The organism is Hymenobacter metallilatus (assembly GCF_003944705.1).
Classification (GTDB): Bacteria; Bacteroidota; Bacteroidia; order Cytophagales; family Hymenobacteraceae; genus Hymenobacter; species Hymenobacter metallilatus.
Genome location: NZ_RWIS01000003.1, coordinates 441,167 through 452,165, shown reverse-complemented (window position 1 = coordinate 452,165; position 10,999 = coordinate 441,167). Strand labels below are relative to the sequence as shown.

6 protein-coding genes are annotated in these 10,999 nt (G+C 55.9%); 2 read left to right on the top strand and 4 right to left on the bottom strand.

All coding sequences use genetic code 11. From position 1 onward, the window contains the following. Nucleotides 1-135 precede the first annotated feature (135 nt). The gene (locus EI290_RS07465) at nucleotides 136-3,315 is read left to right on the top strand and encodes a SusC/RagA family TonB-linked outer membrane protein (RefSeq protein ID WP_185816889.1); all 3,180 of its coding nucleotides are present in this window, start codon (nucleotides 136-138) and stop codon (nucleotides 3,313-3,315) included. A 133-nt stretch (nucleotides 3,316-3,448) separates the two neighbouring features. Then, complete coding sequence (locus EI290_RS07460; RefSeq protein WP_185816888.1) at nucleotides 3,449-4,750, top strand: RagB/SusD family nutrient uptake outer membrane protein; 1,302 nt, start codon at nucleotides 3,449-3,451, stop codon at nucleotides 4,748-4,750. Nucleotides 4,751-4,798: 48 nt separating this feature from the next. Here EI290_RS07460 and EI290_RS07455 read toward each other — a convergent pair whose 3' ends face one another. From EI290_RS07455 to lon, 4 genes are all read right to left on the bottom strand, one after another. Then, complete coding sequence (locus EI290_RS07455) at nucleotides 4,799-5,530, bottom strand: SDR family NAD(P)-dependent oxidoreductase (RefSeq protein ID WP_125428262.1); 732 nt, start codon at nucleotides 5,528-5,530, stop codon at nucleotides 4,799-4,801. A 146-nt stretch (nucleotides 5,531-5,676) separates the two neighbouring features. After that, the gene (hslU, locus tag EI290_RS07450; RefSeq protein WP_125428260.1) at nucleotides 5,677-7,101 is read right to left on the bottom strand and encodes an ATP-dependent protease ATPase subunit HslU; all 1,425 of its coding nucleotides are present in this window, start codon (nucleotides 7,099-7,101) and stop codon (nucleotides 5,677-5,679) included. A gap of 103 nt (nucleotides 7,102-7,204) precedes the next feature. Continuing rightward, a complete protein-coding gene (gene porQ, locus EI290_RS07445; protein WP_125428258.1) occupies nucleotides 7,205-8,260 on the bottom strand; it encodes a type IX secretion system protein PorQ in 1,056 nt (351 codons plus the stop codon). Between the two features lie 151 nt (nucleotides 8,261-8,411). Continuing rightward, entirely contained in the window at nucleotides 8,412-10,868 is a 2,457-nt protein-coding gene (lon, locus tag EI290_RS07440; protein ID WP_125428256.1) for an endopeptidase La, read from the bottom strand. Between the last annotated feature and the right edge of the window lie 131 nt (nucleotides 10,869-10,999).

Sequence of the window (10,999 nt, the reverse complement as noted above, 5' to 3'; positions counted from 1 at the left end):
CCTGGTTAGCCTGCTTTCGCCGCGTGGTCGTTGATTACGAATTCACTCCCGCTAGCCATGTTGCTTGGCTATTACTAGCTAACATCACTATGTCGCTCAATCGGGTCTGAATTCCCAAACACGCTCTTACTTGTTTTGTTACCGCTGGCTACTCTGGTAGCTACTCAAACGGTAGCACAAACTAGATCCATTTCGGGTCGGATAACCGACCGTGCTACCGGTGAAGGCCTGCCGGGCGTTACCGTACTTGTAAAAGGTACCACCAACGGTGTTTCTACTAACTCCGATGGATCTTTTGCCCTAACGGTTCCTACCTCGGGCTCTACGCTGCTTGTCTCGTCTGTAGGATACATCTCGCAAGAGGTTACGCTGGGAAATGAAGCATCCTACACTATTGGCCTCGCAGCAGACACCAAAACCCTTAGTGAAGTAGTAGTAACGGGTTTCGGTGTGGCCCAGGAGCGCCGTGAGCTTACCGGTGCCATTGCCACCGTGAAGTCTGAAAGCTTCAAGAACCAACCCGTTGCCGGTGTAGATCAGGTTCTGCAGGGCCGGGCTGCGGGTGTACAGGTAACCCAAAACTCCGGAACGCCAGGTTCCGGCATTGCGGTGCGTGTACGGGGCGCGTCTTCCCTGACGGCCAGCAACGAGCCTCTTTACGTGGTAGATGGTCTTCCTATCAATACTGGTAGCTACAGCAACATTGGCACGGGCAACCAGCAGACCAACGCTCTATCCGACCTTAACCCGAACGATATTGAGTCAATTGAGGTCCTGAAAGACGCTTCGTCCTCTGCTATTTATGGTTCCCGGGGTGCCAATGGGGTTGTTCTGATTACAACCAAACAGGGCCGTGCTGGCCGTACCCGCGTTAACCTCGACTACTATCGGGGTGCTCAAACAGCTTGGAACCGTCCGAAGGCCCTGACCGGCCAGCAGCAGACGGAGCTGTTCCTGGATATGGTGCGTAACCGGTACCCGGCTTCGTCTACGGGTACTATCTCGGCGCTTGGCGTAAACTGGCGCAGCCACGCGGATTTGGCCGGTTACCTGTTCAGTGAAGGTGGCTTGGCAGTCCAGAACGGTTTGTATACCTACGCCGATAACGGTGACGGTATCCGTGACTTGGCACAATTCCAGAACCCATCCACTGCTCCTTCTACGAACTGGGCAGATGAGATTCTGCGCACGGCCCCGATTTCAAACTACGAATTGGCAGTATCTGGCGGCACCGACCGTATACGCTACCGGGCCAGCGGCAGCTATTTTGATCAGCAGGGTATCATCATCGGCTCCGGATTCCAGCGGGCCAGCGGCCGTTTGAACATGGACGCTAAGCTGAGCGACAAAATTCGCATGGGCGTCAACATCGGACTAAACCGGTCGACGAACAACCGCATTCAGAACGACAACAACATCAATGGTGTACTCAGCACGGCGGTGCTTGTGGCCAGTGATATTCCGAAGTATCGCCGCGACGGAACGTACGCCAAAGACCCGGGCTCCTCAACTGAGAACCCGCTGGCAGCTGCAAAAGAGCCCACCATCCTGGGTGTGAGTGCGCGTGTCATCGGAACGCAGTTCACGGAGTTCGAACTGGTGAAGAATCTGAAGTACCGGGCAACTTTCGGTCTGGATTACCTCACTTTCAAGGATGATACCTTCTTCCCCACCACTACCAACACCGGGGCAGGCACTAGTGGCTCGGCCACTTCATCCTACCGTCAGGAGCGCAACTTTAACCATATCAGCTCGCTGACATACGCTAAAGTTTTTGGCGAAGCGCACTCTGTTTCGGCTCAGGCAGTAGTTGATTATCAGCAGGACGTATTCAACGAGGTATTTGCTTCCGCTACTGGTTTCCCTGGCAATGATGTGAAGCAGGTTTCGGCGGGTGCTACCAAAACCGGTGCTTCATCCAGTGAAACAGAATGGCGTATTCTGGGTTTCCTGGGTCGCGTAAACTACAGCTTCAAGGAAAAGTACCTTCTTGGACTGACCGCCCGTTACGACGGTTCCTCTCGTTTCGGACAAAACAACAAGTATGGCTTGTTCCCGGCCGTGTCGGCTGCTTGGCGCGTTTCGGAAGAGTCGTTCCTGAAAGATTCCTTTGTTAATGACCTTAAGCTCCGGGCTAGCTACGGGCAGACTGGTAACCAGGAGATTGGCAACTTCGCATCCCGTGGCCTGATTGGTACGGGTGCGAACTTCCAGCAGGTAGGTGGTTTGGCCCTGTCACAGTTAGCCAACCCTGACCTGAAGTGGGAGCGCACCACCAAAACCAACGTTGGTATCGACTTTAGCGTGCTCAACAATCGGGTTACGTTTATTGCCGATGCGTACAAGCACGATACCCGCGACCTGTTGCTCAGCCGCCTAGTGCCAGGCAGCACTGGTTTCCTGTCGTATCTGGCCAACGTTGGCTCCATTGAAAACAAGGGTCTGGAATTTGGTTTGACCACGGTTAACATCAAAGGCAACTCAGATGATGCCTTCTCGTGGGAATCCAATTTCAACATCACCTTCAACCGAAATAAGGTTACCAAACTAGTTGATGGTATTCCTTTCGCGGCTGGTTTTGCCAGCTGGGTGGCCGAGGGTCAGCCTTTGGGTGCATTCCGCGGTTATCGGGTAGACGGAATTTTCCAGAGCCAGGAGCAAATTAACGCCCTAGACGCAGCAGCTCAGGCTACGTACGGTGCAACCGCCCGCTACCAAAGCTCCCTGACTGCTCCCGGTGATATCAAGTTTAAAGACTTGAATAACGACGGACGCATCACGGGTGATGACCAGGAAATTATTGGCAATGCTCAGCCCAAATTCTACGGCGGATTCACGAATACGCTCCGTTACAAAGGCTTCGACCTGACCGCCTTCCTGCAGTTTCAGTACGGTAACGAGATTTACAACAACAACATCTCGTTTGCGCAGGGTATGAACGGAGTATTTGGTCAGGATGCGGCGGTATTGAACCGCTGGACTCCTACCAATACAAACACGGATGTTCCACGCGCTGTTTACGGTGACCCTAACAACAACCGTCGTGTGTCCGACCGGTTTATTGAGGATGGTTCTTACGCTCGTCTGAAGAACCTCACGCTGGGCTACACTCTGCCTTCGGCATTCACCAGCCGATTGAAAATGAGCAGCTTCCGTGTGTATGCTCAAGCGCAAAACCTGTTTACTATCACCAATTACTCCGGTCTGGATCCGGAAGTGAACACCTTCAGCGGCTCAAACACCGCACTAGGTACCGACTTCCTCACCTTCCCCCAGGCACGTACCATCACGGGTGGTGTGAGCATTGGTTTCTAACTTTTTCTGACTTGCATTTCGGATCGATATGAACTTTCCTTCTGTTCGCCACTTACTGGCGGCATCCATCTTACTAGCTTCATTGGGGCTGACATCCTGCGAAAAACCGCTTGAGGTAACACCTCGGGCGAGTTTGGACTCAACTGATGGCTTGCAAACCCGCCAAGATGCTGAAGCCGCCCTTCGGGGTTGCTACGATGCACTGCAAAGTGCTAACTACCTGGGCCTGCGCTATCAGCTGTTCGCAGACCTGGGTTCTGACAACGCCCGCCATACGGGTACTTTCCCCACATTCGCTCAAATTGCCCAGAACCAGATTCTGCCGGACAATACAGAGTTGAGTGCCATGTGGAACGCTATTTACTCCGGCATCAACCGGTGTAACTACGTAATTGAGCAGGTTCAAAAAATTGATGATCCAGCCTTCAATAAAGCCAGCGTAACGGCCGAAGCGCAGGCCTTGCGTGCATTCAACTACATGAACCTGCTTGGCTACTGGGGAGGTACTCCGGCTGGGTACGGGTATCCCGATGGGCTTGGAGTGCCGCTGCGCTTAGAGGCAACTACCTCCATCAATGGCGAGCAAATCAAACCTAAAGCCCGCGCTACAGAAGCAGAGGTGAACGCCGCCATCCGGGCCGACCTGACTGCTGCTGCTGCAAACATTGCTGCGCAAGGCACTAAAGCCCGCCTCAGCAAAGGTGCCATTCTGGCCCTGCGGGCCCGGTTTGAGTTGCGTCTGCGCAACTATGCCGATGCTGCCGATTTTGCCGCTCAGGCAATTGCTGCACTTCCTGCTGTCACGCTTGAAGGCGAATACAACAACATTTTTGCGCAGAAATTCTCTAATGAGTCTATCTGGGAACTGCCCTTCGATGCGGTAGACAGCAACTCACTGGCATTTTTCTGGTTCCCGGCAGCTAATGGCGGCCGGAACGAGGTAGACCCCGCTACGGGCCTGGGGCCAGCGCACGAGGCCGGCGACAAACGTCTGAACGTAAACGTGGTTACCGCGGCTACTGCTCAGCTCCCCTCCTATCCTTCGGGTACTACCCGCAAGTATTTCCGGGTAGCTGCCGGAGATGATCAGCCGATTCTGATGCGCTTGGGCGAAGTAATTCTGACTCGCGCGGAAGCACTTGCTCAGACGGGTAACTTGGCAACAGCCCTGACTCTCGTAAACCAGATTCGCACCCGGGCTGGCCTGCCAGTACTTGCCACCACCCTCACCCAGGCTCAGCTTATCACGGCCATTCTTAGAGAGCGTCGTATTGAGTTAGCCAACGAAGGAATCCGGTGGTTTGACCTGCGTCGGACCAACACTGTTCAGGCTACGCTGCCTGCCGTTACGCAAACGTTCCGGAACCTGTGGCCAATTCCAATTCGGGAAATTCAAACCACTAGCAACCTGGTGGTGCAGAACCCCAGCTACTAGTTTCATGGTCATAAAAAAAGGCCCCAACCGCTCGGTTGGGGCCTTTTTTTATGATAACCTGTCTATACGGGTGACTACGTCTTCCGTGGCAGATGTTGGACGTTGCAGCCAAGCTACAATTATAGCGGCAGCAACTCGAGGCTCTACCAGTTGCCCTTGAGCATGATAGTCAGCAAAGGTGCTGGCCTCACTGAAGCTCTGGGTGTCGGCTGTGCGGATGTGTTGCTGCATGGCAGTATCCAAAATACCGGGGGCGAGGCTACGGATGCGGATACCGCTGCCGCGCAGATCCTGCTCCTTTTGGACCGTGCGCGACAAGGCATCCAGGGCCGCTTTGGAGGCTGAATAGGCCGCCCATCCGTCGACGGCCCGTTGCGCAGCCCCGCTACTGATGTTGAGAATGGTGCGTGGCACCGCTAAGCTCGAGTAAGTACTCAGAAATGTATTCATGAGCATAGCGGGTGCAATAAGATTGACGTCAAACACAAACTCGTACTGCTCATTTTGTTGTTCACCCACGTACCCAATTTCGCCTAGGACACCCGCATTGTTTATTAGCGTAATGCTAGCCGCATCCGCAAAACGCGGGAAAACCTTGTGCAGGTTGCTTTGCACAGCCAGCATATCGGAAAGGTCCAGGGGCTGATGATGATACCGCGGATGCTCAATGGTGGCATGGCGCGAAACACCGATAACGTTGGTTTCAGGCTGCTCCAGGAGCACTTCAGCTAAGGCTTTACCCAGTCCACGACTGGCGCCGGTAATGATGTAGTAGTGCATTTGGTGAAGATGAATAGTCTGCGTTTTTCAAGGAATACGTCAGCACGCAAAAAGAGGCAGCTAAGCTGCCTCTTTTTGCGTGCTGACGTATTCCCAAATCCCAAAGACCCAGCAACCAGACGTATGTGCAGCCAGGCCATTTCGTTTCACAGAATATACTGACTTAGGTCCCGGTTTTGCACCATGTCGCGGAGGCGCTCTTCTACCAGCTCGCGGGTGATAAGAATGTGGGCATGAGCACCAATTACATCCGGTACATCAAATAAAATATCATTGAGCAAGCGGCTCATCACGGTGTGCAGCCGCCGGGCCCCGATATTTTCCACCTCACTGTTCACTTCGAAGGCAATTTCGGCCAGACGCTCCAGCGCAGTATCCTCAAAGGTGAGCCTTACCTGCTCGGCCTGTAATAATGCCTCATACTGCTTGGTAAGCGCATTTTTGGGGTCTTTGAGGATACGGTAAAAGTCGTTTTTGCTCAGGCTTTGCAGCTCTACCCGGATTGGGAAGCGGCCTTGTAGTTCCGGAATGAGGTCGGAGGGTTTGCTGACGTGGAAGGCGCCGGCCGCAATGAACAGGATATGGTCGGTGTGAATGATGCCGTACTTGGTATTCACGGCAGAGCCCTCCACAATGGGCAACAGGTCGCGCTGCACTCCTTCCCGGCTTACATCGGGCCCGCCCCCACCCTTACCGCTGCGGCTGGCCACTTTGTCGATTTCATCAATGAAGATAATACCCGCGTTTTCCGCCTGGCGGATAGCCTCATCTTTTACCTCATCCATATCAATGAGCTTGGCGGCTTCCTCATCCAGCAGAATTTTACGGGCTTCGGCCACTGTCACTTTCCGCTTCCGGGTTTTTTTGGGCAACATGGAGCCCAGCATATCCTGGATGCCGGCCATGCTGGCTTCGTCGATTCCGCCCGGGCCACCGCCAATCACCCCGATACCGGAGCCAGTGTTCTGCTGCACCCGAATGTCAATTTTACGCTCGTCCAGCTCTCCATTGCGGATTTTTTCCCGAAACCGCTCCCGGGTCCGCTCGTTCAGCTCATGGTCGGAGTCGGGCATATCGGTACCGGAGGCAGGCAGCGGAAACCCCAGGGCAGGCTTGGCAGCCGGAGTAGCCACAGCAGCCGTGACCGGCGGAATGAGAATATCCAGAATGATATCCTCAACTACCTGAGCGGCCTGCACTTTCACTTCTTCTTTGCGGCGCTGTTTCACCATGTTCACCGACTGCTCCACCAGGTCGCGCACCATACTTTCCACGTCGCGGCCCACGTAGCCGACCTCCGTAAATTTGGAGGCTTCTACCTTGGTGAAGGGGGCGCCGGCAATACTGGCTAAGCGGCGGGCAATTTCAGTTTTGCCCACGCCCGTCGAGCCAATCATGAGAATGTTGTTGGGCACTATTTCGCGCTGCATATCCTGGGGAGCGTGCAGACGACGCCACCGGTTGCGCAGGGCAATGGCCACATGGCGCTTGGCATCTTGCTGGCCAACAATATATTTATCCAGTTCGGCCACAATTTGAGCCGGCGTCAAAAAATCAGCGGAATCGAGCATAGGGCAATAAGGGAAGCAACTTGGTCGGCATGACGAATAGGTAGTACCGCCGGCAGCAAGCAAAGGTTTAGCAACGCCCACACCAGGGCGTTTTCGGAGAGTGTCAGGGCGTTTTCTTGAACAAGGAGTCGAGGTTGCGGGCAATGGTGAAATAGTTGGCACCGCCCGAAGCATGGTAACCGGCGCGGGTGTAGTCAAGCTGGAACTGACTGATCCGCAGCATGACCCCAAACGAGAAGCCAGCCCCACCGGAAGTATTCTCCAGGCGCAACTCCCGGCGCTGCAGGTGGTTGTAGCCCAGGCGTACGTTCAGATTTTTGCTAAGCAGCAACTCTCCGCCGACCACAAAGTGGCGGGCAATTTTGTCGCCCAGGGTCTTTTTGGGCTTTATTTCTTCCCCGTTTTCATCCAGTTGCCCGCGCTGGTTGGGGTCGAGGTACACGATGTCGAGCTGCTGCAGGTGGTGGGCTGTGAAGGAAAAGCGGAAGGGCAGGTGTTCGGGCTTAAAGGAGGTACCCAGCTGTACATCCAACGGCATGGGCTCCCGGCCGGCTCCGTCGTAGGGCTTGAGCTGAATACCGGCGTTGCGCACCACTAGGCCTACTGTAAAGTCCTGCTCGGGGTGCTTGAACAGGCCACCTACGTCGGCCAGGGCGGCATAGGAGTGGTTGCCCGCAATGCCCGAGCCCGCCAGCTTGAGGGTACCACCAATAGTGAAGGCTCCGCTGGTATAGGAATCAGCAATGCTCAGGGCATACTCATTCACCGAAAACTGCCCCAGCGAATTGCCCGCCGCATCAAACTGCTCGAACTGGCCGTAGCTCAGGTAGGTAAGACCCACGCCGAAACGGCCATATTTAGCGGTATTAAACACATAAGCGGCCGTGCTCTGCTTAATATCGGCCAGGTAATCCACGAATCCCAGCGCCAGGCGGCCGTCCATTTCTTGGTTGAGCAGCGCCGGATTACCGTACAGCATGGTACCGTCGGCGTCGCGGGCCGACACGTTGACACCGCCCAGCCCCGCCAGCTTGGCGCTGGTGGGCAGGTTCAGGAAGGACATAGCCTGCTGGCCGCCAATCTGGGCCTGGGCCGCTGGGGCAACGGCCAGCACAGCGAAACCAGCGGAGAAAAAGGCGGCGCGTAGAAATGGATTCATCGGCAACTAAGATAATGTGGGTTGCCAGTTAGGACGCGGTAAGCGGACATTTTATTGTGTGGCAGCACTGCCATTCCGACGCTGGTGGAATCTGGGTTAATCGTTGAAACGGTAAGCGCAGATTCCACCAGCGTCGGAATGGCAGTGCTGTTTAGCTTACCTCTACGCTCGGCCCAACGGGTGCGGGAGCTTCGTCGCGCACCACCAGCTTAATGGGATGCGCTACTTTCTCCTCCAGCAGCGCCACGCGCAGCACATCATCTACCCGGTCGGCGTAGTGGATGGTGAGGTCCTTGAGGTACTCGGCCGAAATTTCGTCGATGTCCTTTTTGTTTTTAGGGCACAGGATAATATCCCGCACACCAGCCCGCTTGGCGGCCAGAATCTTTTCCTTGATGCCACCTACGGGGAGCACCTTGCCGCGCAGGGTAATTTCGCCGGTCATGGCCAGGTGGCTGCGGATTTTGCGCTGGGTGAATACCGAGGCAATGCTGGTAAAAATGGCAATACCGGCGCTGGGTCCATCTTTGGGCACGGCCCCCTCCGGGAAGTGAATGTGCAGGTCGTACTGGTCGAAGAGGCGGTAATCAATGTCCAGTTCTTCGGCCCGGCTGCGCAGGTAACTCAGGGCCGTCACGGCCGACTCCTTCATCACGTCGCCGAGTTGGCCGCTCAGGGTGAGTTTGCCCCGGCCCCGGCTCAGCAGGCTTTCAATGAACAGGATATCCCCGCCCACGGAGGTCCAGGCCAGCCCCGTTACCACGCCGGCGGTTTCATTGTCCTGGTACTGGTCCCGGTCGAAGATGGCGGCCCCCAGGATGCGGCGCACGTCTTTGGGCTCCAACGTGGCGGGGTGGGGCTCCTTCATGGCCTTGCTCTTGGCAATGTTGCGCACAACCGCGCCCAGCTTGCGCTCCAGGCTCCGCACCCCCGACTCGCGGGTGTAGTCGTCAATCACGCGCTGCAGGGCACCGTTGGTGATGCCGGCATCTTTGAGCGTGAGGCCGTGCTCATGCAGGAGCTTGGGCCAGAGGTGCTTTTTGGCAATCTGGGTTTTCTCTTCCAGCGTGTAGCCGGTCAGGTCAATAATTTCCATCCGGTCGCGCAGGGCAGGCTGAATGGTATCCAGGGAGTTGGCGGTAGCAATGAACAGCACCCGTGAGAGGTCATATTCCACTTCCAGAAAGTTATCGGTGAAGGTGGAGTTCTGCTCGGGGTCCAGCACTTCCAGCAGCGCCGACGACGGGTCGCCACGGAAGTCAGAGGCCAGCTTGTCGATTTCATCCAGCACAATAACCGGGTTGGAGGCCCCGGCCTTCTTGATTTGCGAGATGATGCGGCCGGGCATGGCGCCCACGTAGGTTTTGCGGTGCCCCCGAATTTCGGCCTCGTCGCGCACTCCGCCCAGGCTCATGCGTACGTACTGCCGGCCCAGGCTCTTGGCAATGGAGCGGCCCAGGCTGGTTTTGCCCACGCCGGGAGGCCCATACAGGCACAGAATGGGCGCCTTCAGGTCGTTTTTGAGCTTGAGCACAGCCAGGTACTCGATGATGCGCGCCTTTACTTTTTCCATGCCATAGTGGTCCTGGTCCAGTATTTTCTGGGTGCGCTTCAGGTTGAAGTTGTCTTTGGTGTACTCGGCCCAGGGCAAATCCAAGAGGAACTCCACGTAGTTCAGGCTCACTGGGTACTCGGCGGCCTGGGGGTTGATGCGGGTGAGCTTATCCAGCTCCTTGGCAAAGTGCTTGGCCACGGCCTCGGGCCACTTCTTGCTCTTGGCACGCTGGCGCAGCTTTTCCACCTCCTGGTCGGGGCCATCGAAGCCCAACTCATCCTGCAGCACTTTAATCTGCTGGCGCAGGAAATAGTCGCGCTGCTGCTGGTCGATGTCGGTGTGGACTTTGGTCTGGATTTCGCGCTTAATTTCCAGCAGCTGAATCTCCTTCATCATCAGCTCCAGTAGGCGAGTGCCACGCTCCACACCGTCGGCCGTTTCCAGAAGCTGCTGCTTCATGCTTACCTCCACGTTGATGTTGGAGGACAGGAAGTGCGTCAGGAAAGAGGGCGACTCGATGTTATCCAGGGCTACCTGGGCTTCCTGCGGAATTTCGGGGTTAAGCTTCAGCATACGGGCCGCCGCTTCCTTCAGCGACGACACCAGTGCTTTCACCTCTTTGGAGGTTTTGGCCGGAAACACCTCCGGAATATAGCTCACGCGGGCTGTGAGGTAGGGTGTGGTCTGCACGGCTTCCTCAATGCGGAAGCGTGACTGGCCCTGAATGATGATGGTGGTGTTGCCGTCGGGTAGCACCAGCAACTTCAGGATTTTGGCCATAGTACCCACCGGATACAGATCCTGCAGCTCCGGGTCGTCGCTCTGACCGTTTTTTTGGGCCACTACACCCACAATCTTATTGCCCCGATACGCCTTGCGTACCAGCCGGATGCTCTTCTTGCGCGTGACGGTGACGGGCAGCACCACGCCCGGAAACAGTACCGTATTACGCACTGGCAACAGCGGCAACACCTCCGGCGACTCCCCGGCTTCCAACGGCTGGTCGGGGTCGGTAGCCACAATGGACACCATTTCAGCGGGATCTTCGGCCATTAGTACAGAAGAGAAAGAGGAAGGCGGCGTATTTCGGCTCATGTAAGAAGGACGGGCTAGGAGGCTGAACGGATGCCACAATGACAGACCAACGGTTCAGCCTGGAACCCGGGAGGCTAACGTAGGTATCG

What these genes read in the sequence shown, in the direction of transcription:
- hslU (WP_125428260.1), bottom strand. Translation starts at nt 7,101, where the DNA reads ATGCTCGATTCCGCTGATTTTTTGACGCCGGCTCAAATTGTGGCCGAA.
- lon (WP_125428256.1), bottom strand. Translation starts at nt 10,868, where the DNA reads ATGGCCGAAGATCCCGCTGAAATGGTGTCCATTGTGGCTACCGACCCC.
- EI290_RS07455 (WP_125428262.1), bottom strand. Translation starts at nt 5,530, where the DNA reads ATGCACTACTACATCATTACCGGCGCCAGTCGTGGACTGGGTAAAGCC.
- porQ (WP_125428258.1), bottom strand. Translation starts at nt 8,260, where the DNA reads ATGAATCCATTTCTACGCGCCGCCTTTTTCTCCGCTGGTTTCGCTGTG.